We start from the raw sequence: 24102 nt of genomic DNA on the forward strand, positions 1-24102 counted from the left end.
TGCCTGACGCACCGCGACTTCTGGTTTGACGACTGCTGCGCAGCCGAACGCAGCCTCACTGGGGCTCGACAGCTGCTACAGCGTAACCAGCCCCTACGTTTTGGATCTCTCATAACAACAAAAGGAAAACCATCATGCGTCGCTGCACACTTCTATTTGCCACGCTGTTATTACTCGCCAGCCAATGGGCCGCCGCCAGCTATCGCATCGGCGTCAGCATTGCCAGGGTTGACGACAACTTCATGACCTATGTGCGCAGCGGCCTGGAAAACGCTGCCAGGAAGGAGAACGTACAGATCCAGTTCGAGGATGCCCAGGGCGATGTGGTTCGCCAGCTCAATCAGATTCAGGGCTTTCTCGGTCAAAAGGTGGATGCCGTCATCGTCCTGCCCGTGGACACCGCCGCCACCGCCAACATGACCCGCGCCGCCGTCGAGGCGAAGATTCCGCTGGTCTACGTCAACCGCCACCCGGACGAACGCGTGCTGCCCAAAGGCGTGGTCACGGTGGCGTCCAATGACATCGAGGCCGGGCAACTGCAAATGCGCTACCTGGCCGACAAACTGGGGGGCAAAGGCAACATCGTGATCATCATGGGCGACCTGGCACAGAACTCCACGCACGACCGCACCGAAGGGGTCAAACAGGTGCTCAAGGACTACCCCGGGATCAAGATCATCGAACAACAAAGTGCCGAGTGGCAGCGCAACAAAGGCATGGACCTGACCAGCAACTGGCTGCTGGCCGGCACCGGCTTCGATGCCATCGTCGCCAACAACGACGAGATGGCCATCGGTGCCGCCATGGCACTGCAACAAGCCGGCAAGGCCAAGGGCGAGATTGCGATTGTCGGCATCGACGGGCTGCCCGACGGCCTCGCGGCGATCAAGCGCGGGATGCTGGTCGCCTCGGTCTTTCAAGACCCCAAGGCCCAGGCGACCAGCGCAGTGCAAGCGGCCATCAAGATGATCAAGGGCGAGCCGGTCGAGGCGGATGTCTGGGTGCCCTTTCAGCTGATCACACCGGATCAGGTGGCGATGTTTGAGCAGCATTACAAATAGCGTCAAAAGCCGATCGATGGCTGCCCTGCGGGACGGGGCAGCCATCGGGCCGGAAGTCAGGTGCGCAGACGTGAAGGAAAGCCTTTATTTAACGAGCCGCTTTTCCTTGGAAGGCCTGTACCCGAAGTACGAGCTATAACACTTGCTGAAATGGCTGGGCGATACAAAACCACAGGCCACCAACACGTCGACCTGGGACAGCTCGGTGTGCTGAAGCAGTCGCCGCGCTTCGGTGATGCGCAGCTCCATGTAATAGCGCTGCGGCGTGGTACCGAGCTGCTCCTTGAACAAGCGTTCCAGTTGCCGCCGGGAACGGCCGGCATAGACCGCCAGTTGCTCCAGCTCCAGAGGCTCTTCGAGGTTGGCATCCATCAGCTTGACCACCTCGCGCAATGGCGCGCTCACACAGATGTTTTCAGCCGGCTTGATCCGCCGATAACGGGACTCCTCGAACGCCAGAATGTCCTCGATTCCTTCGACCAGGGCTTTATCGTGCAGGCCCTTGATCCAGTCCAGCGCCATGTGGAATGCCCCCGAGGGGCTGGAGGCCGTGAGGCGGTCGCGATCAATGACATAGGGCTCGCTGGTGACCTGCGCCGCCTTGGAGATTTCCGCGAGTGCGGGACGATGTTCGGGGTGAATGGCGCAACGATACCCATCGAGCAAACCTGCGCTGCCCAGAAACCATGCGCCATTCCACAACCCGGCCAGACAGACACCCTGATCCGCCGCCATTCGCAACAGGCTGGTGAACTCATCATTAGCCTTGAGCTCTGTCCTGTAGCCACCGCAAATAACCAGCAGATCCAGATCGTGGATGGCTGTAGCATCGAGACGTGCATCCGGCCGGATGACCAGGCCCAGATCGCTGATGACCTCACCGTCGTTCAAGCCGAACGTTCGCGAAGAAAACAGCCTGGGGCGTAGAAGATTCGCGGTGACGATGGTGTCCAGTGCCTGGGTGAACGCGGGCAGCGAGAAATGCTCGAGCAGCACAAAGCCTGCTCGGGTCATTCGAGCAGGCTCATCAGGATTCTCATTCAGATAGCGGAGATTTTTCCCCTTCATGCCCCCGCTGAATTGGCGACGTTCGATCAATGTTCGATCCACTCGGTGACTGCGTAGATAAAACCTAATGCTAACTGCAGAAGCGCAAAAGCCCTAGCGCCATTATGCGACTGATCAAGCCAGTTGAAAGCCGTGACGAAGCGGGTCTTTGTCGTCGACAAAAAATGGTGTGCGGCTCGACCACAGCGTAGAAATTACCGCCACAGGCGATGTCTACGGTAAAGGTAGCGACGCCGGGTACCTGCATCTAACTCGTCATTGCGCAACACCGGCTCAAGAAAGTCTTCGGCGCCAAGGACAATCCCGAACCCGTCCAGCGCTGCCGACAGCAGTGCTTTGCTCTCGTTGACCTGCAATCGACTGGCGACCTTGCACCCCGCATCGCTATCTGGCGCCCTGCTGGTATTCACGGGGCGTACATCCAAACTCGCGACGGAACACCGTGTGTAGATATTGTGCGGATTTGAAACCGCAATTACGGGCAACGTCCGCAATCGCTGTGTTGGTATTTTCCAGCCCGCTGGTGGCCGCCGCCAGTTTGAAGCGCAGAATCTCGTCGTGCACGCTGCAGCCTCGCGCAGTGCGAAAGTGCGACTCCAGCGATGAACGCGACACGCCAACATAAGCCGCTACCTGCGCTGTCTTGATGCCCTGGCAGGCATATTGGCGGATAAACAGCAGCGCTTGCATGACGTAGGGGTTGCCCAAAGGTTGGTGCAAACTCGACACCTGCACGTTGATCGCATCAGGCGGGATCAGGATGTGCGTGCCCGTGGACGGCTTGCCGTGCAGCATCTGGTGCAGCAGTTGCGCGGCGGTGCGGCCCATGGTTTCGGTGCCCTGGATGACCGAGCTCAGGGGGACCCGGGTCAGGCTGCGTGTCAGGGGGTCGTTGTCGATGCCGATCAACGCCACCTGCTCCGGTACGGCGATTCCGGCGGTCAGGCAGGCTTGCAGCAACTGCCGGGCGCGGGCGTCACTGACGGCGATGATGCCAATGGGCTTGGGCAAGCTCTGGAGCCAGGCGATCAGCTGTTCGACGGCGCTGTCCCAGAGCGGTGCGCTGGTACCCATGCCGCGATAGACCTCGGCGTGCAAGCCGTCACGTTGCATCAGTCGTCGGAAGGATTTTTCCCGCTCCTGAGCCCAACGATTCGCCTGCGCTTCAGGCAGGCTGAAGCAGGCAAAACGCTGCAGCCCTGCCTCGATCAAGTGCGCGTAAGCCAGTGTGATCAGTGCGTTATTGTCGGTAGCGACGTACGGGATCCCTTTGGGATAGGCCCGTTCATCCTGATAAGAACCACCCACCGCCACCACGGGCAGCTTGATGTCAGCCAGCGCCTCGCCAATCAGCGGATCGTCGAAGTCGGCAATGATTCCATCACCTTGCCAGCGCTCGATCCCTTTCAACCGGCAGAGAAAATCCTCTTCCAGGAACAGGTCCCAGGACGCGCGGGTGCTGCTCAGGTAGTTGCCGATGCCGCTGATGATGCCGCGGTCATAGATCTTGCTCCCGTTGAACAACAGTGCGATGCGGTGAACAGGCGGTACGGTTTTCATTGTTTTCAGGCTTGTTCCGGGCCCCTTGCCATAGAGGCGGTTTGCACAGACTAGGCGTGCAGACGGCGAATCTCAATACGCAAAATCGCACCCGCTGTTGGTGATTTTCATAATCAGCAGGCATGGGGCCGTTGTTAGTATCGAGACACGCCCAAGAACAACAAGGACATTGCCAATGCCGTACTTCCCCGATGTCGACCGGATTCGCTACGAAGGCCCTGCCAGTGATTCTCCCCTCGCCTTCCGTCACTACGACGCCGACAAAATCATCCTCGGCAAACCCATGCGCGAACACCTGCGCATGGCCGCCTGTTATTGGCACACCTTCGTCTGGCCGGGTTCCGATGTGTTCGGTGCTGGTACTTTCAAGCGCCCGTGGCAACACGCCGGCGACCCGATGGAGCTGGCCATTGGCAAGGCGGCGGCCGCGTTCGAGTTCTTCTCCAAACTGGGTATCGACTATTACTGCTTTCACGACACGGACGTCGCCCCGGAAGGCAATTCGCTGAAGGAGTACCGCAACCACTTCGCGCAAATGATTGATCACCTGGAGCGACACCAGGAACAAAACGGGATCAAGCTGCTGTGGGGAACCGCCAACTGCTTCAGCAACCCGCGCTTTGCCGCAGGCGCCGCCAGCAACCCTGACCCTGAAGTGTTCGCCTGCGCTGCCGCCCAGGTATTCAGCGCCATGAACGCGACCCAACGCCTGAAAGGGTCCAACTACGTGTTGTGGGGCGGTCGCGAAGGCTACGAAACCCTGCTCAACACCGACTTGAAACGTGAACGCGAACAACTGGGCCGCTTCATGCGCATGGTGGTCGAGCACAAGCACAAGATCGGTTTCAAAGGCGACCTGCTGATCGAACCCAAGCCGCAGGAGCCGACCAAGCACCAATACGATTACGACAGCGCCACCGTGTTTGGCTTTCTCCAGCAGTTCGGCCTGGAAAAGGAAATCAAGGTCAACATCGAGGCCAACCACGCGACCCTGGCCGGTCATAGCTTTCATCACGAGATTGCGACGGCCGTCTCGCTGGGGATTTTCGGCAGCATCGACGCCAACCGCGGTGATCCGCAAAACGGCTGGGACACCGATCAATTCCCCAACAGCGTCGAAGAAATGACCCTGGCCACCTATGAAATTCTCAAGGCCGGCGGGTTCAAGAATGGCGGGTTCAACTTCGACTCCAAGGTTCGCCGCCAGAGTCTCGATGAGATCGATCTGTTCCATGGTCACGTCGGCGCCATGGACGTCCTCGCCCTGTCCCTGGAGCGGGCAGCCGCCATGGTGCAGAACGACCAGCTTCAGCTGTTCAAGGACCAACGCTACGCCGGCTGGCAGCAGCCGTTCGGGCAGGCGGTGCTGGCGGGTGAGTTCAACCTCCAGTCGTTAGCCGAACACGCATTCGCCAACGAGCTGAATCCGCAGGCCGTCAGCGGCAGGCAGGAGATGCTCGAAAACGTCGTCAACCGGTTTATCTATCGCTGATCGCCAACGGGGTCTGCGGGCGCAACAACGCTGTGACATTCGCACGACAAATCTGTGTCCGCTGCGTCTGCAGATTCTCTACAGTTCTACCAGCCCGATACTCATCGTCAGGCCGTGTCTTTCAAACAAAAATAAAAGGACGCACCACCATGAAGAACGTAAAACGCACGCTATTTGCTGGCGCCCTGGCTCTGCTGTCGCTGCCGGTGATGGCCGATGCTGCCCACCCGAAAATCGGTTTCTCCATTGATGATCTGCGGCTGGAACGCTGGTCACGTGACCGCGATTACTTCGTTGCGGCGGCGGAGAAAATGGACGCCAAGGTCTTCGTACAGTCGGCCGATGCCAATGAGCAAAAGCAGATTTCGCAAATCGAAAACCTCATTTCCCGTGGCGTCGATGTCATCGTCATCGTGCCGTTCAACGCCACGGTCCTGACCAATGCAGTGGCCGAAGCGAAGAAAGCCGGAATCAAGGTCGTGTCCTATGACCGTCTGATACTCAACGCGGATATCGACGCCTACATTTCCTTCGATAACGAAAAGGTCGGCGAGATGCAGGCCAGCGGCGTGCTGCACGCAGCGCCCAAGGGCAATTACTTCCTGCTCGGTGGTGCGCCCACCGACAACAACGCAAAAGTCCTGCGCGAAGGTCAGATGAAAGTGCTGCAACCGGCCATCGACAAGGGTGATATCAAGATCGTCGGCCAACAATGGGTGAAGGAATGGAACCCTACCGAAGCGCTGAGCATTGTTGAAAACGCCTTGACCCGCAACGACAACAAAATCGACGGCATCGTCGCCTCCAACGACGCCACGGCGGGCGGCGCCATCCAGGCCCTGGCCGCTCAGCAACTGGCCGGCAAGGTGCCGATTTCGGGGCAGGACGCGGACCTCGCAGCGGTCAAGCGAGTGATCGCCGGCACTCAAACCATGACCGTGTACAAGCCGCTGAAACTCATCGCCTCCGAAGCCGCCAAGCTCTCGGTGCAACTGGCGCGTAACGAGAAGCCCGCCTACAGCTCGCAGTACGACAACGGCAGCAAAAAAGTCGACACCATCCTGCTCACTCCGACTCCGTTGACCAAGGACAACATCGACCTGCTGGAACAGGACGGGTTCTACACCAAGGCGCAGATTGCCGGAAAGTGATCATCACCCCGTAATGCCCCCCTGCAGGAGCTCGCTCCTGCGGGACCAGCCTCGTACCTGCCGCTTATGAGTCTCTGCCATGTCCGACTATCTGCTGCAAATGAACGGTATCGTCAAAACCTTCGGCGGTGTCAAAGCGCTCAATGGCATCGACATCAAGGTCAAGCCGGGTGAGTGCGTCGGGCTGTGCGGCGAGAATGGCGCCGGCAAGTCCACGCTGATGAAGATCCTTTCCGCGGTGTACCCCCATGGCACCTGGGACGGTGAGATCCTCTGGGACGGTCAACCGCTCAAGGCGCAATCGATCAGCGAAACGGAAGCCGCCGGCATCGTGATCATTCACCAGGAACTCACGCTGGTTCCCGACCTGTCGGTGGCCGAAAACATTTTCATGGGTCATGAGCTGACGCTGCCGGGTGGGCGGATGAATTACCCGGCGATGATCCACCGCGCCGAAGCCCTGATGCGTGAACTGAAAGTGCCGGACATGAACGTATCGCTGCCCGTTTCGCAGTACGGCGGCGGCTATCAGCAACTGGTGGAAATCGCCAAGGCAATGAACAAGCAGGCGCGCCTGCTGATCCTCGACGAGCCTTCATCGGCCCTGACCCGTTCGGAAATCGAGGTGTTGCTGGACATCATCCGCGACCTCAAGGCCAAGGGTGTTGCCTGTGTCTATATCTCCCACAAGCTCGATGAAGTGGCCGCCGTGTGCGACACCATTTCGGTGATCCGAGACGGCAAACACATCGCCACGACCGCCATGGCGGACATGGATATTCCACAGATCATCACCCAGATGGTCGGACGGGAAATGAGCAACCTCTACCCCACCGAGCCACACGACATTGGCGAGGTGATTTTCGAAGCCCGCCACATCACCTGCTACGACGTCGACAACCCCAGGCGCAAGCGGGTCGACGATATTTCGTTCACCCTCAAACGTGGGGAAATCCTCGGCATTGCCGGGCTGGTCGGTGCAGGCCGCACCGAACTGGTGACCGCGCTGTTCGGCGCCTACCCCGGTCGCCACGAAGGCGAAGTCTGGCTGGATGGCCAACTCATCGACACCCGCACGCCGCTCAAGTCAATCCGTGCCGGCCTGTGCCTGGTGCCCGAGGACCGCAAGCGCCAGGGCATCATTCCTGACCTGGGAGTCGGCCAGAACATCACCCTGGCCGTGCTGGACAGTTACTCGAAACTGACCCGCATCGATGCCGAAGCCGAACTGGGCAGCATCGATCGAGAAATTTCGCGCCTGCACCTCAAGACCGCGAGCCCGTTCCTGCCGATCACCAGCCTGTCCGGTGGCAATCAACAAAAAGCCGTATTGGCGAAGATGCTGCTGACCAAACCCCGGGTCCTGATTCTCGATGAGCCCACCCGGGGGGTGGATGTCGGCGCCAAGTATGAGATCTACAAGCTGATGGGGGCGCTGGCAGCCGAAGGCGTGTCGATCATCATGGTGTCTTCGGAGCTGGCCGAAGTGCTCGGCGTTTCCGACCGCGTACTGGTGATCGGCGAAGGCCGGTTGCAGGGCGACTTCATCAACCATGAACTCACTCAGGAACAGGTGCTCGCCGCCGCACTCAGCCAGCCTGACAGCCATAACAATAAAGATCGGAAATCCGCGTAAATGAATCAGGTCAAACAACTCTTCACCCGCTACAAGATGCTCGCGCTGGTGTTTGCCGTGGCGTTTATCTGGCTGTTCTTCAGCTGGCAGACCGAGGGCGGATTCCTGACACCGCGCAACCTCTCCAATCTGCTGCGCCAGATGTCCATTACCGGGATTCTCGCCTGCGGCATGGTGCTGGTCATCATCAGCGGCGAGATCGATTTGTCGGTCGGCTCATTGCTGGGCCTGCTCGGTGGCGTCGCGGCCATTCTCGACGTTATCTACCACATACCGCTGCTGGCGAACCTGAGCCTTGTCGTCCTGTGCGGACTGCTGATCGGCCTCGCCAACGGCTACATGGCCGCCTACCTGCGCATTCCGTCTTTCATCGTGGGGCTGGGGGGCATGCTGGCTTTCCGGGGCATTTTGCTGGGGATTACCGGCGGCACGACCATCGCCCCGGTGTCGCCGGAGCTCGTCTACATTGGCCAGGGTTATTTGCCACACACGATCGGCACGGGCCTGGGCGTTCTGCTGTTCGCACTGACGCTGTTCCTGACCTGGAAACAACGGCGCAATCGCGCCCTTCACGGCCTGGCGGCCCATTCACTGGTGCGTGACGTAGTGCGCGTGCTGTTGATCGGCGCGGTACTGGCCGGTTTCGTCCAGACCCTCAACAGCTATGACGGTATTCCCGTGCCGGTCCTGCTGTTGCTGATCCTGCTGGGGGTGTTCAGCTATGTGACCAGTCAGACCGTGTTCGGCCGACGCGTCTATTCCGTGGGCAGCAACATGGAAGCGACGCGCCTGTCCGGTATCAATGTACAGGCCGTGAAGCTCTGGATTTTCGGGATCATGGGCGTGATGTGCGCCCTCGCCGGCGTGGTCAACACCGCGCGCCTGGCCGCCGGTTCGCCTTCGGCCGGCAGCATGGGCGAACTCGACGCCATCGCCGCCTGCTTCATCGGCGGCACCTCCATGCGCGGCGGCTCCGGTACGGTCTACGGCGCCCTCCTCGGCGCGCTGGTCATCACCAGCCTGGACAACGGCATGTCCATGCTCGACGTCGACAGTTATTGGCAGATGATCGTCAAGGGCAGCATTCTGGTGTTGGCCGTGTGGGTAGACGTGAGCACCCGGACCGGGCGACGCTGATCCGCTGCTTGCGACGGGTAACTATCGCCTTACGCAACGTCTTTAGTCGGTGAGCAACGTGAGCGGACAGGCTCATTGAATATAGCAGCCAGTCTGGCGCGGCATTTTTCATCGAATTCTGCCGACTTTTTCAACAGAATCGGTCGACAGCAGCCCGTCGCAAAGGCCCGCTCCACGGTACACAAGCCGCCAAAATAGCCCGGTTACCTGCACTGCTAGAATCCACGTAGCTGTCCCCCCCCTGGAGAACCAAGATGATCAGCAAGAACACGATTTGTCTCTGGTACGACGGCACTGCGCTGGACGCTGCGAGGTTCTACGCCGAAACGGCGATCGAAGCGGCTCTGGGTGGTTAACCGGTTAGCGCTTTTTACCAAAATGTTAGCGGAGAACGTTGGCAACAACGCCTGGGGCCTAGAGCGCCAGTTCAATCACTAATGACCTCAAACCCTGCGCGCAGAGCAATACTCAACCATGAGCTGCGAGAGCACTGCCACGATCGCCTGATCCGCTTCGGCAGAGGTAAACAACCGAAATTGCGCATCCGGTAAATCCGGTAACCCTTGCTCCGCACCAAGAGCCGTCAGCCCCTGCCCCAACTGACTGAGCGCCATGGGTGCCACCGCGAAGCCAGCCAGCGCCGCCGCTCGCAACCCGGCAGTGCTGGTGCATAACATCGTCATGCGTTGGGCGATGCCCGCCTGAGCCAGCCGCGTCAGCGCTACCTCACGATAAGGGCACGGCTCGGGGAACAGGGCCAGCGGCAACGGCGTCGGTAATTGGCTGACGGGTTGCGCCGACCAGGCCCACACCAGCGGTTCTTGCCACAGTAGCAACCCTGGCTCTTTGGTTTCGCACAGCGAACCGATGACCAACTCCAGATCACCTTGCTTCATCAGGTTCAGTAACGTGCCGGGAATACCCACCTGCACGTCGATCTCCATGCCCGGGTACTGCGCCGCGAAATCCTGAAAAGCCCGCAGTAACCGTGCTTCGACAAAATCCTCGGACACCCCGATCCGCACCCGGCCGTGAAACGGCGTGCGCGTCAGTTGCGCCCAGGCATCACGGTTCAGCGCAAGGATTGTGCGCGCATAAGCGATCAAGCGTTCGCCGTCGGGAGTCAGTTGCTGGGAGCGGGTCGTACGCTTCAACAGCGGTTTACCGACCTGTTCTTCCAGTCGCCGCAAGTGACCACTGACCGCAGACTGGGTCAGGTGCAGCTTCTCGGCTGCGCGGCTGAAGCCTTCTTCATCGACGACAGTGACAAATGTCTTGAGCAGCAGTACATCGAACATAGTTATATTCGTGATTAATGGCGTATTTATTCGCAATTTATATTCCAAATAAAACTATGTTGCAATGCCCCGCACTTCCCCACCGCCCGAGCCTCCCATGACCACACTCCTCCATATCGAATGTTCCCCACGCAAACAGCGTTCGGCCTCCCTTGAAGTCGCCCGCAGCTTCATTGCGCGCTATCAGGAAAACACCCCGGACACCGAAATCATGACCCTCGATCTTTGGAACATGGCATTGCCGGAATTCGATGAGCTGGCCATGGACGCCAAATACGCCGGGCTCAACGGCACGCCCTTGACCCCGGCGCAGCAAGACGCCTGGAACACCTTGAAAGATCTGGCCGCGCACCTGCATCGCGCAGACGTCCTGGTGATGTCTGTACCACTGTGGAATTTCAGCATCCCGTACAAACTCAAGCACTTCATCGACCTGGTGTCGCAAAAAGACATCCTGTTCAGCTTCGACCCGGAACGCGGCCTGGAGGGCATGCTGCACAACAAGACCGCCGTGGTGATGTACGCCCGCGGCCTGGATTTTTCGGCGCAGTCGATCACGCCGGCGGAACGCTTCGACTTCCAGAAACCCTATGTGGAAGCCTGGCTGCAATTTATCGGCGTGATCGATGTGCACTCGATAATCGTGGAGAAAACCATCCTGGGCGAAGACGTTGACCTCAGTGCGCGCGAGGCTGCGACTCGGCAGGCCAGGAGGTTGGCGGACAGTCTGGGTAGCTGAGGCTTCAGGTGCTCTCGCTGGTTTAGCGCGTCCGCTCGTGCGACCTACACCTCAAAGCGCCCCGAGGGGTCACGATCGTGCTCGATCGTCACCGCCTCCTGGGGGAACACCGCGCAAGCATTGAAAAGGGCCCCGTGATGTTTGCGACAGTCCAGGCAGTGACAAATCCCGACCCGGTATGGGCGCCCCGACGTCTCAATTCGCACGTTGCCGCACAGGCAACCGCCGGTAAATCGGTCCATGCTGCGCCTCCTCTGAAATCGAGCGGTCAAAATGTTTGCGACGAACCGGGTAATGCGCCGGCGTGACCTCGCAAACAGTCATTATCGATGGTTGTGAACATAGCGGGTAAATGACCCAGTCAGTCAAGCCGCCCTCAGTAAGTCCCTTCCCGCACCGCCCGTCTGACCTCAGCCTGAATGGCATAAGCCGGCGCCTCCACAGCATTGAAATCTTGTGTATACCGCTGGGCAAATCCTTCTACCCCCCATTCCTGAAACTGCTGCACGTGTTTTAGTTCGTGAGCCCAGAGCGCGATGTTCTGTTCCGCGGTTTGAGCGTCCCGGAAGAGGATGATGTCGATCAGCGTCACGGCACCGACATCGGGGTTTTGCAGCATGGTAGTGGCGGCGTTGAATTGGCCGTCGTCACTGACTTTGTAGCGTGCGGTATCGAGGACGCCGGGGGCGTACCAGCGCAGCAGTTGCTCCCGGATGCGCGGCGGAATGGGTTGGATGTCGGCATTGGCCGCTTCAGCGCGGGCCTGGGTCAGCCACATCGCCAGGGCAGGTGCCGCGACCTGGTAGATGCCATCAGGCATCCGCCCCAGATCCGGCAGGCAGATGCAGCCGTCCAGGCACACTTGCTTCTCGCCAGCCGGGCAGGTGTTGGTCTGGGCTGGCCCTGCAAGAGGCAGGCAAAGAACAAACAGCGCCACCAGGCGCGTGGTGATGGCCGGCATTGGGCCCTCCAGGAACGGAAGCAGTGCGAACAGCGGGTCACAATTGATCGACGACTCGCATAACTTTAGCGTATCCCTATTGGATCTCTTCTCGATAACTGCCTGAGGGCGATTGCTGCCCGCTCGAGAAAAAGAGGATGGAGAAGTCTCTTTCGAGCCTCGCCCTCTCCCCTTCCTAAAGATTTTGATGGTCAAGCCGATTCAAATGAACTCGATACTCAGATGCCGACGAAGGACCGCCCCCTCGATATTTCTTGGCCTTCGACTACCACGGCCACTGTCTCGACCACGCCGCAACAACGTCAAAGCCTCGATAACCCCACAAGATGCACCTGTTATCACGATGAATTCCAGGTGCGCCAAGGAGCTGTTTGCAGTGAATCTTCTATTTCGCCTGGCGGGTGTCGCCATCGCAGTGACCCTCGCGGGTTGTGCCCTGCAAGGCAACGGGATGGCCAACTACTATAAGCGCGAGGCTGCCGAGCAGCAGGCAAAAAATCGAGCCATGGCGACCCGAGTACAATCCCGGCCGCTGCCGTTGGATAGCACTTTCAGACTCGACCAAACTGCAGTGCTGACGCTTGACGTACCGGCAGAAGGCACCGAGCCAGCTACCCAGGCCCGGCTTTTCGCGACCTGCGGTTCGTTGACATTAGCCATGGATTATCGACAAGCAAAGAGGTGGAGCAGTCCTTACGTTCTGCCAGCAGACACGGCGCGGAACATCGCTCAGCAGATGTGCCAAGCGGTCCGAGACAGCGTTTGGAAGCAGCTTCCCGGTGACAGTGAAGACCTCTTGTTATTGGACCCGGGCACCCTGGGCATCGTGAATACCCGACGTTCGATCTGGGCGGCCATCGACTTCAGGCGCATCCGTCTGGACGAAAGCGAAGGGAAGCCCTACGGCCGCCAGTTCGAGCGTGTCGAGGTGGACTGTGCGACCCGTCAGGCCAGCACCCGCCAGGCTTATCGTTTAGGCGATCCGATTTTGCTGCCGCCGCCCGTTCAGCCAATTGGCAGTGCATTGGACACTGCGCAACGTGCCAGGCTAATTGGCGCCGTATGCGCCGAGCCCGCCACCCTGGCGAAACTCGCTACACCAGTCACTCGGCAAAAATTACCGCCGGATATGCGTACACCGGAGCTACCGGCGACATTGTTGGCACAGGTCAGCGCCCTGCCTCAGGGCCAACCTACCCACACGCTCAGCCATTTGCAATTCACCTACAACGCCAGCTCCCCGCTCGTGCCGCGTGCCGTGCTCAACGACCATCCAATGGACGTGTATTTGCAATCAGGCCCGGCCCGCGGCATTTGGCGCGAGCAAGCGACGGGAGCGCTAGGCAGCCAGCGTGTGAGCCTGCGCTGGCGCGGGCTGATCGAACTCGCCGCGACAAGCAGCACTGAGCTCGCCGGCAAATCCAACCAGCAAAGCATCCTCACGAACATCGACCTGGATGGCGATTGGCAAAAACTCAAACCTGGGAGCGTTATCATTTACAACAAACACTTCACTCAGAGCACGGGCAAACCATTCGTGCAGAAATTTGAGTGTTCGGTTGGTGAGTCCCTTCCTGCCACACAAACAGTCGCATCACTACAAGGCATGGCCCGCAAGGTTACTTGCGTCACCAATAATGCCCTGCAGACAAGTAACGAATACCTCTATCTAGAGGCCTATGACCTGTTCGTGGAAACCGCCGATATTTCTAAACTCATCGTCCAGATCAACACGCTCAGGGCGGCTGAATAATGCGCAATCACGACTGCATAAGGGCCTGCTTTGGGTCGATTGCGGCCTGAAGTTCGGCCGCTGCAAAGCTTACCCTTGGCGCGCTGGCGACGTCGAACGAGCGATGTATAGCAACTGGATGCGCGCTATCCCGGGTTTAGCAGGTATTGGGCAATAACGTCTGGACGGTTTGCCCACGTCGGACACGCCAAAGGCCTATAACTTTTTTGGGTGATAATAGGTTCTATTGATGAAAAAGATCTTCCTGCCGTTTTTCATCGCACTGCTGTGCCTGCACGGTTGTGCGGAAATGCCCGCGTACTCCAACGTCGATCCCGCTACGATGGGTGACGAGTCGCGTTATACCGTGGTCGAAACCGATACTTATGCGGGCAGGGCCCAGCGTCACTTTGCCGATCTCCAGCCGGACCTGAACATCATAAGGATCAACGATGACAAAGTCGGCAACATCCCGTTCTCCACGTACTACTACAAGAACGACTCCCCGCAGCGCGCTGTGTTGAAGCCAGGCATCTATACCATCCAACTGGAATACCGGCTGCCCCGCTACTTTCTGTTTGCGAATCTGAAGTTCGACGGAAAACCGGGCCAGAAAATAATGGCACGCTCAAAGTACGTGGGCCTCAATCGGCTTGAAGTATGGCTGGAGGATGCAGCCACCGGTGAGGTAGTGAGTACCCGCGTGCACTGACAGAGTCCCACGACAGTTGCGCAAACGCATAGGGAGGGCATCACTGCCCTCGCTTCATACCCCCCTCATAAAAAAAACCACACACTCCGGCACTTTCTGGTCGCCATTTGCAGGCAGTGAACGACAGCTTTGGGTTGTGGATCCAACCCCGACCTTTACATCGCCCTGGAAGAGATCGCATCGGCCAACCCAAAACGTACCTTGAGCAAACGCGGCTAGGTACGTTCACGCCGCTATAGTCGATTCTATTGCCGACCGTACTTCCAGGAGCCTATTCCCAGTGTCTGACATGCCGAGCAACTTCGCTTACACAAAACGCTTCAACGCGGTACTCGCCTACATTGATGCCAATCTCGAAGGTGACCTGTCGGTGAAGACGTTGAGCCACGTGGCGAACTTTTCGGTGTTTCACTTCCATCGACAATTCAGCGCGTTCGCAGGAGTGCCTGTCTCACGTTATGTGCAACTGATGCGGCTAAGACGCGCGGCACATCGCCTGGCCGCCCTCGCTGATCACTCGGTACTGGATGCCGCACTCGGTGCCGGCTTTGAAAGCCCCGAGGCATTTTGCAGGGCGTTCAGGCGGGCGTTCGGCATGACGCCGAGTGCGTTCAGGAAGGAACCGAACTGGCAGGTCTGGAATGCGGTATTCGCAATCCCTCACTTTTCCAGGACTATCATCATGCAAGTACGAATCGTGGAATTCCCTGAAATCAGGGTCGCAGCGCTTGAGCACTGCGGACCACCCGGGCTCGTCAATGAGAGCGTGCGCAGGTTCATTGAGTGGCGTATGCAGAGCGGACAGTCGCCGGTGGCATCGAGTCGCACCTTTGGCATTCCCTATAGCAACCCCGACACGACACCTGCACAAGCATTCCGCTTCGCAATCTGCGGCGAGATTCACGAGGCCGTGGCGTCGAATGAGTTTGGTGTGCACGAGATCGTCATTCCTGGCGGTCGCTGCGTCGTGGTGCGACATACGGGATCACCGGATCACATCGGCGAAACGATCTACCCGATTTACCGCGACTGGCTTCCTGCCAGTGGAGAGGAACTTCGTGACCACCCGCTATTCTTCAATTACCTGAGCGTCTACCCCGAGACACCGCAGGATCAATGGCAAACTGATGTGTATGTTCCGCTGCAATAGCGGAACAAGCAGCTTTCGCCCCTGACGGACATTGACGAGTGTCCGCTCAGGGTTGCAGCCTTATCGCAACAGGTAACAGTCGATCATGGTTCGCGCGGCAGAAAAGTACGAGTCTAAGTTTGAAATCTTTACGTTTGCCAGAAGCTTCCGGACTCAGAATTCACGTAGCGGCATGCAAGGAACTTCTCATGCCGATTGTCTGCGCCAGGTGCCGGGTGACGTGCCGAACTGGCGTTTGAATGCGCGACTGAACGCGGCTTCGGACTCGTAGCCAACTGCAAAGCCGATTTGCGCCACATTGCCGCGACCTTCGCGCAGGTGTTGAGCCGCCACGTGCATACGCCAGAGCGTCAGGTATTGCATCGGTGGCTGTCCAACCAATGCCGTGAATCGCTCCGCGAACACCGAGCGCGACATGCCCACTTCAAGCGCCAGGGCTTCTGCAGTCCAGCCCTCGGTAGGACGAGCATGGAGTAGCGCCAGTGCGCGCCCGATATGCGGGTCTCGCAACCCCGCCAGCCACCCGCGCCGCTCAGCGGGAAGGCTTGCGACATACTGGCTGACGGCTTCGACGAATAGCAATTCGGATAGCTTGGCGATGACCGTTGTCGAGCCCACGCGTCCCGCCGCGATTTCACTCACGGCAAAACGGAATGAGCTTTCGATCCAGGTACCCGAAGCTGTCGCGCGCAGGTCCAGTTTCAATAAGGATGGCAGCGACGAAAGCAACGGACTGAAGGGTGTTTCTGAGCCGAGGAATCCGCACAATAACTGCGTCACCTCGCCGCCCCCGCCATACTTGATGTGTGAAATGCCGCCGACTTCTGGCGGCTGTATGACTTCCCTCGCCGGCATGGGCGCAATGCTCAGGTCACTGCCAAAAGAATGAGCGTCGTTGCGAGGAAGCAGAACGAGTTCGCCTGCCCCCACGTCGAGGGTGGCACCACCGTCTATTCGAATTTGCATGTGCCCCGCGGCGACAAAATGCGACGCAATGATATGTCGAGGTGCCGCCAGGAACGGTTTGCAATCATCCGCCGAGATTCTGCCGTTGATGCACCAGGGCGCAGTGAGTTCCGCCTCGAGGAAGACCCCTCCAGACAGCCTGATCACACGCAAGACATCAGAAAGCGCATCCAACACTTGCCCGTCCTCTTTTCCGGACTCCGGAGCAGGTATTCAGGCGCATCGGTCATTCACCGCCTGAACTGCGACGCCTAGATTAGCACCAACGCGGACTCAGAGATCGATGGTCATTGGCTCCGACGTCAACCGTAATTGCCCCGTTCCAACACGACCAAGGCAGCAGGAGATCTATATGAACACCGTCGCTACCCTACCCGGCTCAGAGTCGGGCAACGCCGCCCGTTATGCTCAAATGGTCAGATCATCGAAAAAAACCGAATGGCAGATTGATCGCGATTTGCTACAGGACCGGAGTTTCGACTTCTCGCGCAAATTCTTGCCCGATGGACTCTCGCAGATCGACCGCCTGACCTTTCTCGCCGAGGCCGAGGCACGCCTGCTCAGTCAGATTCAGGGCCGAACCTATGCGTATATCTTTGGCCTGGTCGAGCGCTTTATCAGTGCCAAAATGCTCGATCAAGGTCGAGCCCATGTATTTGACGACCAGCTCGCACTCGAAGCGCTGGTGCGCTTTTCCAACGACGAGATCAAGCACCAGGAGTTATTCCGGCGCATGGAGACGATGATGGGTTCGCAATTGCCAGCGGGATATCGTCAAGTTGCCGATCCAAACGATGTGGCACGTGCGGTACTTGCTGCCAGCACTTGGTCGGTACTGGCGCTGACCTGTCATATCGAGCTGTTTGTTCAGGCGCACTACACACAAAGCATCGCACCGCGCGAGGAGTTGTGCCCCCTATTCAAGGATGTCTTCAAATTTCACTGGAAGGATGAAAGCCGGCACGTGGTACTCGATGAACTGGAGTGGAAGGCGGAGCATGCGAAACTGTCGCCAGCCGAGTGCGACCAGGCAGTGAACGATCTGATTGCGCTGGTGGCGGCCGTAGATGCAATCCTGCAGGCACAATCGGCATCCGATGCCGACTACTTTATTAGAAGTGTCTCAAGACCGTTCAGTGTCGATGAGACAGCGCAAATCCATGCCTGCGTGCTGAGCGCCTATCGCTGGCAGTACATTATCTCGGGCGTGCAGCATCCACACTTTGGCCGGCTGCTGACGCGCATGACAACGCCAGCACAGATGTCCAGGATTCAGACCGCACTGGCCCCCATCATGAGCAATTGATCGACAGCGCGCGACCGACCGTTTGTCGGCCGCGCGGCTGTGAACGCGACGGGTAGAAACGGCCAAGCGCGGCCTTTCAGGTAATGTGGGAGATGGCCTGAAAAAGCTGTGGGCCTGGGGGCAACAAACGGTGGCCGCAACGGTCCAACGCGCGGTTGAACACCAGGTGCGAGCTACCAGAAGCATCACCTGCCGACCGCCACTACCTCTGGGAGAACCAAGTGTCCGCTGTCTTTTTGCGTCAAATGTTCCGGTTATCGGTACTGCTCTTTTCCGTTGGCACTTCGTTCTCTGTTTACGCCTGCCCAAAAGGGCAGTACGAAGTCTGCGTGGTCACTTGTTTTTGTGCTCCAGGCTCCAAAGAGGAAATGGGGCCGATTTTTGAAAACATGAGCCAAATGGCTTCCACTGGATTACAGAGTTGGATCGTGCAATCGCGCAACACCGCGGCAACTGGCGATATTCGGACAATCCCGCTAAATATCCGAGCCCAACTCGAACCCTACTATGACATTCAAGTGCTTGATTCGGCTCGCTACAAGGTGGGCGATGATGTGGAGCTGAACGCCGCGAACACCATGCTGCAGAACCCCGATGTCACTGCAGTCACCCTGATAGACATCATCGTCTTTCGCAGTGCCGATGATGCACTTAACAATGTCGCGCTGTGGGCGCATGAATTGAAGCATGTGCAGCAGTACCAGCAATGGGGGGTTCGGGAGTTTTCCACTCGCTATACCCGTGATTACACAGCCGTCGAGGCGCCTGCGTACGAGATTCAAACCAAGGTAGCCAGAGCGCTAAGAGCCAGCGTGGCCCAGTCAGAACCTCCTCGACATCCCACTTCCAACGTTATGCACTAAGTACGCACCACAGGAATCTGGCCCAACAGCTTAAGCTGATACCATTCAAGAACTTACAAACCGAGTTAAAAACATAAATCGTCGTAAAAATAAAGCAGTTATTAAAGGCGGCTATTTAGCTGCCTTGCCACTTCATTGAGCATGGCTTGCGAGTGATCGACTGACTCACGGCATTGCCCCACAAGCCCTCAAATCTGAAATGGCTTTTAATTTCTGTGCCTACTTCTCTTCTCAAAAATCATCGATTTTTTAAAATTATACCCCCCATGTATTGATTTAAATCTCGCAGATCATTAATCCTCCAAGCGTACGGCGATAGCTTTACACCATTCTCACGCAAAGTTTTTGGAATCAAGCCTCCATTTGGACGAAGTATTATCGACGATACAATTACGCCCGGATAATCATTTAATCGTTTTTTGAAAGCGGATGTTGTTAGATCAGGTGTAGGAGGATTGCTTTTATTAGCCAATGGCCCTGTTGCTTTGAGATCTACACCGTGGCACATGGTGCATCGCTGTAAATAAAGATTTTTTCCATTAACATTATCCGCGAAGGATAGTGATGCTTGAATTAGCGATAAAATTCCTAGCGAAGCAATGAATAATATCTTCATTGTTCTTATCTTCCTTGATGGGGTCAGCGTCGACTGGACACGATTTGGCGCGGGAAAGATATCAGCTATCGTGTCGGCACACACTGTCATTTCTGATGCCCATTGAATCAACTCGTTTTCCAGGCGCATCCCGCTGACCGCTGCTGGCCGAAAACCGCCATCCGTGAACCGCCGCAGTCGGCCCAAAGTTGATTTTCTGGTCCGAGCATCAAAATCCGAAGTTCTACCGAAAACCACGCTTTGAATGAGCCGCCCTTCTACACCGCCTCGCTCTCATCGACCGGCAACGAAGCAATCATCTCAGCGCGGCACACCTCAAGGATCTCGTCCGCCAACGCGGAATCATCCGGGCAGGCGCGCGACAAAATAATCGCGCCGACAGCACGAGACAACAGGTCGATCATTTTCCTTCTCCCCTCACCCGGCGCGGCATCTGTCCCTGTCGGATATTTGTCCCCGAGGGTTTGCAGGATGTGCTCGATCCCTTCGGCAAACGTCGCTTTCACATCGTCCGATTGGCGCGCCGCGTCGCCGCACAACGCGGCCATGGTGCAACCGCTGCCACGTCCGTCCCGATGTTCTCGGGTCACATAGACGTTGATGAAGCCCGGAACATCGAGCGCTTGGGCGCCTGTCAGCGATTTGGCAAGACTGCAGGCCGAGGCTTCGGCCATCAGGTCGGCCTTCGACCCGAAGTGCTTGTAGAAGCCTCCGTGGGTGAAACCGGCAGCCGCCATGAGGTCCGCCACACCGACGCCGTCAAAACCGCGCTCACGGAATAGCTCAGAGGCCGTCTCGACGATGTGCTCTCGATTGGCCTGCGCCTGGGCCTTGGTCACTCTCACGTGCAATACCTCGTGTCCGCTGGGAAATCATGCGCCCAATAATACATAGATGCTGGTCATAATCAAAACCGTTGACAGTTTAGATTTCGATCATCATCCTAATTGCACGCACAACCGACCTCCATCAACGGGCACGGAAGAAATATCAGATGACCGACCAGAATCTGTTCACCCCTTACACGCTTGGCGCCCTCACTCTGTCGAACCGTGTTGTCCTCGCGCCGCTGACGCGCAACCGCGCAGGCGAAGGCTTTGTACCCAGCGAGTTCGCGGCCACCTATTACAGCCAACGCGCTAGCGCAGGCTTGCTGATCAGTGAAGCCACGCAGATTTCCCAACAGGGCCAGGGCTATCAGGACACCCCCGGGATCTACACGCAGGCGCAGATAGATGGCTGGCGCACAGTGACCGATGCCGTCCACACCAAGGGCGGAAAAATCTTCCTGCAACTGTGGCATGTCGGTCGTGTGTCGCACGTTGATCTGCAAGAAAACGGCGCCGCTCCCGTGGCCCCTTCTGCGCTGCGCGCCGCCACCAAAGTGTTCGTCAACAACCGCTTTGAAGATGCCTCCGAGCCGCGCGCACTGGACATCAGCGAACTTCCGGGGATCGTCTCCGATTTCCGCCAGGCCGCGGCAAACGCTATTGCCGCCGGGTTCGATGGCGTAGAAATTCACGGCGCGAATGGCTATTTGCTGGATCAATTCCTCAAGGACAGCGCCAACTTGCGCACCGATGCGTACGGCGGTTCGATCGAAAATCGTGCGCGTCTATTGCTCGAAGTGACGACGGCCGTCATCAAGGAAATCGGCGCGGATCGCACCGGTGTGCGCTTGTCGCCGGTGTCGCCGGCCAATGGCGTTTCCAGCAGTGATCCGCAGGCGCAATTCAATTACGTGATCGATCAACTCGACGCCCTCGGCGTCGTTTATCTGCACATGGTCGAAGGCGCGACCGGCGGCCCGCGTGACGTGGCGCCATTCGATTTCGGTGCCCTGCGCCAGCGCTTCAAACATACCTACATCGCCAACAACGGCTATGACCTGGACCTGGCGACTTCGCGGCTCGCCGAAGACCAGGCTGATCTGATCGCATTTGGTCGCCCGTTCATCGGCAATCCGGATCTGGTGGAGCGCTTCAAACGTGGCGCGCCGTTGTCCGCGTTCAATCCCGCCACCCTCTATGGCGGCGGTGCGGCTGGCTACATCGACTACCCGACGCTGGCTGAATCGAGCGCTATCGCAAGCTGAGCCATCAGTGATCGCGCTTTCTGTTTCTCACATCCTGAAAGAGAGATACCCCATGAGCACTCGCCCTACTGTTCTCATCACTGGCGCCTCCACCGGTATTGGCGCCGTCTACGCCGAGCGCTTCGCGCAACGCGGCCATGATCTCGTACTGGTTGCCCGCGACCAGGCACGCCTGGACGCACTTGCAGCCCGGCTGCGCAGCGAACACGACATCGCCATCGATGTCATTCCGGCGGACCTGACCCAACTCGGCGATCTGACAACCGTTGAAGCCCGCCTGCGCGACGACGCCCGTATCGGCATCCTCGTCAATAACGCCGGCGCCGCGCTGTCCGGTAATTTCATCGACCAAAGCACCGACAGCGTTGCGCAACTGGTCGCCCTCAACACCACGGCGCTGGTGCGGCTCGCCAGCGCCATCGCCCCACGCCTGGCCAAGGCAGGCGACGGCGCGATCATCAACATCGGTTCGGTGGTGGGTCTGGCGCCAGAGTTCGGTATGACGGTCTACGGTGCGACCAAGGCGTTCGTGCTGTTCCTTTCCCAGGGCCTGAGCCTGGAACTTTCGCCTCAGGGCGTCTACGTGCAGGCCGTGCTGCCCGCCGCCACCCGCACGGAGATCTGGGATCGCTCCGGCGTCGACATCAACACCTTGAGCGAAATCATGGAAGTGGGTGATCTGGTGGATGCCGCACTGGTCGGCTTTGATCGTCGTGAACCGGTGACCATCCCGCCGCTGCACGAAGCTGAACGCTGGGATGGCCTGCAGACCGCACGTCAGGGACTGCTGCAGCAAATCCGCCAGTCTGCGGTTGCCCAGCGCTACCAAACCCAATAGTGATCTTTTGGTAGCGAGCACCCGCTCCGGATTCGATGCAGGCAGGCAAGGCACTGCATCGAATCCGGCCCGCTGTTCGGAGTAGAAATGAATCCGCCTCACAGTATTTGCAACGCCTGAAAGAACGCAAAAAAAATCGGGACAAAGGCCCAACGCCCAGCGCTTTTCTCCGGCAATTGAAAGCCATCACCGCGTGGGGCAAACAGGCGCCCCAAAACCTCGGGCGCTTGCGGACACCGACGCTGATCGTCAACGGCGACAACGACAACGACATCATGGTGTCCAGCGTTAACTCGACTGCGCTGGCCAACCGCATCCCCAACGCACAATTGGTTATTTATGAAGACGCCGGGCACGGCGGCATTTTCCAGCACTACATTGACTTCGTGACCAAGGCACGGGCGTTCCTTGATGCCTGACAACGCGGCGCCTCAACGCCGCAAACGCTCCGCCCACCCTCATTCCAACCGACAAGAGCCGCACCACGATGAAGGCATTTCTAATTGATCGCTATGGCAAGAACACCGGGCGCATTGGCGAGGCCGCCGCCCCCGCGGTGGGCGCCCAAGACGTCTTGATTGAGGTACATGCCAGCAGCGTCAATCTGCTGGATTCGAAGATCCGCAAAGGCGAATTCAAACTGATCCTGCCCTATTCATTTCCGTTGATACTGGGCAATGACCTGGCGGGCGTCGTGGTTGAGGTCGGCTCGCAGGTGAAACGGTTCAAACCGGGAGATGAAGTCTACGCTCGCCCGCCCGAAGCGCGGATCGGGACGTTCGCCCAATTGATCGCGGTGAACGAAAACGCGATCGCCCTGAAACCTGCCAATACCAACATGGCACAGGCCGCGTCCATCCCCTTGGTCGGACTGACCGCCTGGCAAGTGCTGGTCGAAACCGCCCAACTGAAAAAGGGTCAGAAAGTGCTGATCCACGCTGGCTCCGGCGGTGTCGGCACCCTCGCCATCCAACTTGCCAAACACCTCGGCGCCTTTGTCGCGACCACCACCAGCACCGCGAATGTCGAATGGGTGAAGGCGCTGGGGGCCGATCTGGTGATCGACTACACACAGCAGAACTTCGAAAGTGTCTTGCACGACTACGACGTGGTGTTGAACAGCCTCGGCGCGGATGTGCTGGAGAAGTCACTCAAGGTCCTCAAGCCCGGTGGCCAACTCATTTCCATCTCGGGGCCTCCCACTGCGCAGTTCGCGCAGGAGCAAGGGTTGTCCTGGCCATTGAAGCAAGTCATGCGCCTGCTGAGCTTGGGTATTCGGCGCAAGGCACGCAAGCAGGACGTCAGCTATGCGTTCGTGTTCATGCGGGCCAACGGCACCCAACTGCAACAAATCACCGCGCTCGTTGAGGCCGGAATCATCAAACCTGTGGTTGACCGCTCCTTCACCTTTGAATCAACGGCAGAGGCATTGAAGTACGTCGAGCAGGGACGAGCCAAGGGCAAGGTCGTTGTTACTATCAAATGACTACTGTGCCTATCGATGAGTCGAGCGCAGCAGAGGCTGCGCAACGTTTGCCGCTTCAGCAGTCATCATCCGGGGTGACTTCGCCAGAGTTGCAGAAACAGGAAGAGCTGCAACGACCCAAAGCTGACTATTGCTTGATGCCCGACGGGCAATTGCGCGACCGACCGTTTTGGGGCGATTTTCACCCGCGGTGACAGACAGTAATCTGCTTCCTGCCATTCGGTGGGGGCAGCAA

Annotated in this window: 22 protein-coding genes and 3 pseudogenes; 16 read left to right on the plus strand and 9 right to left on the minus strand. The window is 58.3% G+C overall.

The window, feature by feature from the left end; genetic code table 11:
• Positions 1–134: 134 nt before the first annotated feature.
• Positions 135–1061, plus strand: a complete 927-nt coding sequence (locus PSH64_RS15630; RefSeq protein WP_305477754.1) for a sugar ABC transporter substrate-binding protein — start codon at positions 135–137, stop codon at positions 1059–1061.
• A gap of 84 nt (positions 1062–1145) precedes the next feature.
• Here the strand turns inward: PSH64_RS15630 and PSH64_RS15635 are convergent, their stop codons facing one another.
• From PSH64_RS15635 to PSH64_RS15650, 3 genes and pseudogenes are all read right to left on the minus strand, one after another.
• Positions 1146–2129 (minus strand): GlxA family transcriptional regulator, encoded by a 984-nt coding sequence (locus PSH64_RS15635; RefSeq protein ID WP_305481164.1) that lies wholly within the window; start codon positions 2127–2129, stop codon positions 1146–1148.
• A gap of 194 nt (positions 2130–2323) precedes the next feature.
• Positions 2324–2500: pseudogene (locus PSH64_RS15645) on the minus strand (LysR family transcriptional regulator); the annotation flags it as partial.
• A 13-nt stretch (positions 2501–2513) separates the two neighbouring features.
• A complete protein-coding gene (locus PSH64_RS15650; protein WP_305477756.1) occupies positions 2514–3689 on the minus strand; it encodes a XylR family transcriptional regulator in 1176 nt (391 codons plus the stop codon).
• Between the two features lie 175 nt (positions 3690–3864).
• Between PSH64_RS15650 and xylA the strand changes: the two genes are divergently transcribed.
• The 5 genes and pseudogenes from xylA to PSH64_RS15675 all read left to right on the plus strand — a co-directional run.
• On the plus strand, positions 3865–5181 hold the full coding sequence (xylA, locus tag PSH64_RS15655) for a xylose isomerase (RefSeq protein WP_305477757.1): 1317 nt from the start codon (positions 3865–3867) through the stop codon (positions 5179–5181).
• A gap of 149 nt (positions 5182–5330) precedes the next feature.
• On the plus strand, positions 5331–6332 hold the full coding sequence (xylF, locus tag PSH64_RS15660) for a D-xylose ABC transporter substrate-binding protein (RefSeq protein WP_305477758.1): 1002 nt from the start codon (positions 5331–5333) through the stop codon (positions 6330–6332).
• Positions 6333–6411: 79 nt separating this feature from the next.
• On the plus strand, positions 6412–7968 hold the full coding sequence (xylG, locus tag PSH64_RS15665; RefSeq protein ID WP_305477759.1) for a D-xylose ABC transporter ATP-binding protein: 1557 nt from the start codon (positions 6412–6414) through the stop codon (positions 7966–7968).
• A complete protein-coding gene (locus PSH64_RS15670; protein ID WP_105344508.1) occupies positions 7969–9105 on the plus strand; it encodes a sugar ABC transporter permease in 1137 nt (378 codons plus the stop codon).
• A gap of 254 nt (positions 9106–9359) precedes the next feature.
• Positions 9360–9455 (plus strand): annotated as a pseudogene (locus PSH64_RS15675) (VOC family protein); the annotation flags it as partial.
• Positions 9456–9548: 93 nt separating this feature from the next.
• Here PSH64_RS15675 and PSH64_RS15680 read toward each other — a convergent pair.
• Complete coding sequence (locus tag PSH64_RS15680; protein ID WP_305477760.1) at positions 9549–10403, minus strand: LysR family transcriptional regulator; 855 nt, start codon at positions 10401–10403, stop codon at positions 9549–9551.
• Positions 10404–10500: 97 nt separating this feature from the next.
• Here PSH64_RS15680 and PSH64_RS15685 point away from each other — a divergent pair, with 97 nt between their 5' ends.
• Entirely contained in the window at positions 10501–11142 is a 642-nt protein-coding gene (locus PSH64_RS15685; RefSeq protein WP_305477761.1) for an FMN-dependent NADH-azoreductase, read from the plus strand.
• 53 nt (positions 11143–11195) lie between these two features.
• On the opposite strand, the pseudogene PSH64_RS15690 reads toward PSH64_RS15685, so the two are convergent.
• Together PSH64_RS15690 and PSH64_RS15695 are read right to left on the minus strand one after the other, a co-directional pair.
• A pseudogene (locus PSH64_RS15690) lies at positions 11196–11384 on the minus strand (GFA family protein); the annotation flags it as partial.
• A gap of 134 nt (positions 11385–11518) precedes the next feature.
• Entirely contained in the window at positions 11519–12103 is a 585-nt protein-coding gene (locus PSH64_RS15695; protein ID WP_105344515.1) for a DUF4157 domain-containing protein, read from the minus strand.
• A 376-nt stretch (positions 12104–12479) separates the two neighbouring features.
• On the opposite strand from PSH64_RS15695, the gene PSH64_RS15700 reads away from it, so the two are divergent.
• The 3 genes from PSH64_RS15700 (at position 12480) to PSH64_RS15710 (ending at position 15697) form a co-directional block, all read left to right on the plus strand.
• Positions 12480–13856 carry a hypothetical protein gene (locus PSH64_RS15700; protein WP_305477762.1) on the plus strand — a complete coding sequence of 459 codons (1377 nt, stop codon included), beginning with the start codon at positions 12480–12482 and terminating at the stop codon, positions 13854–13856.
• Between the two features lie 229 nt (positions 13857–14085).
• Entirely contained in the window at positions 14086–14547 is a 462-nt protein-coding gene (locus tag PSH64_RS15705; RefSeq protein ID WP_305477763.1) for a hypothetical protein, read from the plus strand.
• Between the two features lie 280 nt (positions 14548–14827).
• Positions 14828–15697 carry a GyrI-like domain-containing protein gene (locus PSH64_RS15710; RefSeq protein ID WP_305477764.1) on the plus strand — a complete coding sequence of 290 codons (870 nt, stop codon included), beginning with the start codon at positions 14828–14830 and terminating at the stop codon, positions 15695–15697.
• A 186-nt stretch (positions 15698–15883) separates the two neighbouring features.
• Here PSH64_RS15710 and PSH64_RS15715 read toward each other — a convergent pair whose 3' ends face one another.
• Positions 15884–16840, minus strand: a complete 957-nt coding sequence (locus PSH64_RS15715) for an AraC family transcriptional regulator (protein WP_305477765.1) — start codon at positions 16838–16840, stop codon at positions 15884–15886.
• A gap of 175 nt (positions 16841–17015) precedes the next feature.
• Here PSH64_RS15715 and PSH64_RS15720 point away from each other — a divergent pair, with 175 nt between their 5' ends.
• A complete protein-coding gene (locus PSH64_RS15720) occupies positions 17016–17969 on the plus strand; it encodes a diiron oxygenase (RefSeq protein WP_305477766.1) in 954 nt (317 codons plus the stop codon).
• A gap of 221 nt (positions 17970–18190) precedes the next feature.
• Entirely contained in the window at positions 18191–18832 is a 642-nt protein-coding gene (locus PSH64_RS15725; protein ID WP_370694444.1) for a DUF4157 domain-containing protein, read from the plus strand.
• 238 nt (positions 18833–19070) lie between these two features.
• On the opposite strand, the gene PSH64_RS15730 is transcribed toward PSH64_RS15725, so the two are convergent.
• Together PSH64_RS15730 and PSH64_RS15735 are read right to left on the minus strand one after the other, a co-directional pair.
• A complete protein-coding gene (locus PSH64_RS15730) occupies positions 19071–19448 on the minus strand; it encodes a c-type cytochrome (protein WP_305481166.1) in 378 nt (125 codons plus the stop codon).
• Positions 19449–19705: 257 nt separating this feature from the next.
• Complete coding sequence (locus tag PSH64_RS15735) at positions 19706–20293, minus strand: TetR/AcrR family transcriptional regulator (protein ID WP_305477767.1); 588 nt, start codon at positions 20291–20293, stop codon at positions 19706–19708.
• 149 nt (positions 20294–20442) lie between these two features.
• On the opposite strand from PSH64_RS15735, the gene PSH64_RS15740 reads away from it, so the two are divergent.
• The 4 genes from PSH64_RS15740 to PSH64_RS15755 all read left to right on the plus strand — a co-directional run bounded on the left by PSH64_RS15740 (position 20443) and on the right by PSH64_RS15755 (position 23867).
• Positions 20443–21543, plus strand: a complete 1101-nt coding sequence (locus PSH64_RS15740) for an alkene reductase (RefSeq protein WP_105344531.1) — start codon at positions 20443–20445, stop codon at positions 21541–21543.
• 52 nt (positions 21544–21595) lie between these two features.
• Positions 21596–22381, plus strand: a complete 786-nt coding sequence (locus PSH64_RS15745; RefSeq protein WP_305477768.1) for an SDR family oxidoreductase — start codon at positions 21596–21598, stop codon at positions 22379–22381.
• Positions 22382–22416: 35 nt separating this feature from the next.
• Positions 22417–22800, plus strand: a complete 384-nt coding sequence (locus tag PSH64_RS15750; RefSeq protein WP_370694445.1) for an alpha/beta fold hydrolase — start codon at positions 22417–22419, stop codon at positions 22798–22800.
• Positions 22801–22868: 68 nt separating this feature from the next.
• Entirely contained in the window at positions 22869–23867 is a 999-nt protein-coding gene (locus tag PSH64_RS15755; protein ID WP_305477769.1) for an NADP-dependent oxidoreductase, read from the plus strand.
• The last annotated feature ends 235 nt before the right edge of the window (positions 23868–24102 follow it).

The sequence above is a fragment of the Pseudomonas sp. FP1742 genome, from assembly GCF_030687145.1.
Taxonomy (GTDB): Bacteria; Pseudomonadota; Gammaproteobacteria; order Pseudomonadales; family Pseudomonadaceae; genus Aquipseudomonas; species Aquipseudomonas frederiksbergensis_D.

What these genes read in the sequence shown, in the direction of transcription:
- PSH64_RS15630 (WP_305477754.1), top strand. Translation starts at nt 135, where the DNA reads ATGCGTCGCTGCACACTTCTATTTGCCACGCTGTTATTACTCGCCAGC.
- PSH64_RS15635 (WP_305481164.1), bottom strand. Translation starts at nt 2,129, where the DNA reads ATGAAGGGGAAAAATCTCCGCTATCTGAATGAGAATCCTGATGAGCCT.
- PSH64_RS15650 (WP_305477756.1), bottom strand. Translation starts at nt 3,689, where the DNA reads ATGAAAACCGTACCGCCTGTTCACCGCATCGCACTGTTGTTCAACGGG.
- xylA (WP_305477757.1), top strand. Translation starts at nt 3,865, where the DNA reads ATGCCGTACTTCCCCGATGTCGACCGGATTCGCTACGAAGGCCCTGCC.
- xylF (WP_305477758.1), top strand. Translation starts at nt 5,331, where the DNA reads ATGAAGAACGTAAAACGCACGCTATTTGCTGGCGCCCTGGCTCTGCTG.
- xylG (WP_305477759.1), top strand. Translation starts at nt 6,412, where the DNA reads ATGTCCGACTATCTGCTGCAAATGAACGGTATCGTCAAAACCTTCGGC.
- PSH64_RS15670 (WP_105344508.1), top strand. Translation starts at nt 7,969, where the DNA reads ATGAATCAGGTCAAACAACTCTTCACCCGCTACAAGATGCTCGCGCTG.
- PSH64_RS15680 (WP_305477760.1), bottom strand. Translation starts at nt 10,403, where the DNA reads ATGTTCGATGTACTGCTGCTCAAGACATTTGTCACTGTCGTCGATGAA.
- PSH64_RS15685 (WP_305477761.1), top strand. Translation starts at nt 10,501, where the DNA reads ATGACCACACTCCTCCATATCGAATGTTCCCCACGCAAACAGCGTTCG.
- PSH64_RS15695 (WP_105344515.1), bottom strand. Translation starts at nt 12,103, where the DNA reads ATGCCGGCCATCACCACGCGCCTGGTGGCGCTGTTTGTTCTTTGCCTG.
- PSH64_RS15705 (WP_305477763.1), top strand. Translation starts at nt 14,086, where the DNA reads ATGAAAAAGATCTTCCTGCCGTTTTTCATCGCACTGCTGTGCCTGCAC.
- PSH64_RS15720 (WP_305477766.1), top strand. Translation starts at nt 17,016, where the DNA reads ATGAACACCGTCGCTACCCTACCCGGCTCAGAGTCGGGCAACGCCGCC.
- PSH64_RS15730 (WP_305481166.1), bottom strand. Translation starts at nt 19,448, where the DNA reads ATGAAGATATTATTCATTGCTTCGCTAGGAATTTTATCGCTAATTCAA.
- PSH64_RS15740 (WP_105344531.1), top strand. Translation starts at nt 20,443, where the DNA reads ATGACCGACCAGAATCTGTTCACCCCTTACACGCTTGGCGCCCTCACT.
- PSH64_RS15745 (WP_305477768.1), top strand. Translation starts at nt 21,596, where the DNA reads ATGAGCACTCGCCCTACTGTTCTCATCACTGGCGCCTCCACCGGTATT.
- PSH64_RS15750 (WP_370694445.1), top strand. Translation starts at nt 22,417, where the DNA reads ATGCAGGCAGGCAAGGCACTGCATCGAATCCGGCCCGCTGTTCGGAGT.
- PSH64_RS15755 (WP_305477769.1), top strand. Translation starts at nt 22,869, where the DNA reads ATGAAGGCATTTCTAATTGATCGCTATGGCAAGAACACCGGGCGCATT.